Origin of the sequence: Streptomyces glaucus (assembly GCF_039533365.1) — a bacterium.
In the GTDB taxonomy this organism is placed as follows: Bacteria; Actinomycetota; Actinomycetes; order Streptomycetales; family Streptomycetaceae; genus Streptomyces; species Streptomyces glaucus.
This window is the reverse complement of the sequence record NZ_BAAATK010000154.1, coordinates 1-583: the sequence shown is the minus strand read 5'-3', so window position 1 is coordinate 583 and position 583 is coordinate 1. Positions and strand designations below refer to the sequence as shown.

The 583-nt window shown below is 74.6% G+C and carries 1 protein-coding gene; it reads left to right on the top strand.

Going from position 1 to position 583, the window contains the following annotated elements:
• A partial coding sequence (locus ABD363_RS32490) for an acyl carrier protein (protein ID WP_344610050.1) occupies positions 1–583 on the top strand: 583 nt, incomplete at both ends.

Genomic DNA, 583 nt, shown 5'->3' with positions numbered 1-583 from the left:
TCGCCACGGACGAGGCCCTGGCCCTGCTCGACACCGCCCTGCTGATCGACGAACCGCTCACGCTTCCCTTCGCCCTCGACACCACCGCCCTCGGCACCCACGGCGCCGCCGTGCCCACGGTCCTGCACGCCCTCACCCCGCCCGGCCGGCGCCGCGCAGCCGCCCACACCGCCGACGGAACCGCGAACCCGGCCCAGGACCTCACCCGCCGGCTCCTCGCCCAGACCCCGGCCGAACAGGACCGGTCCCTCCTCGACCTCGTCCGGACCGCCGTCGCCGGGGTGCTCGGCCACACCGACAGTACGGCCGTCGACCCGGCCCGCGCGTTCAAGGACCTCGGCTTCGACTCGCTCACCGCCGTCGACCTGCGCAACCGGATCAAGACCCTCACCGGTCTCCACCTGCCCGCCACCCTCGTCTTCGACCACCCCAGCCCTCTCGCCCTCGCACGCCACCTGCGCACGGAACTCCTGGACACCACGCCCTCGGACTCCGTCGCGACCCCCGGCCCCACGACCCCCGGCAGCGACGAGCCGATCGCGATCGTGGGGATGGGGTGTCGTTTCCCGGGCGGGGTCGCCTC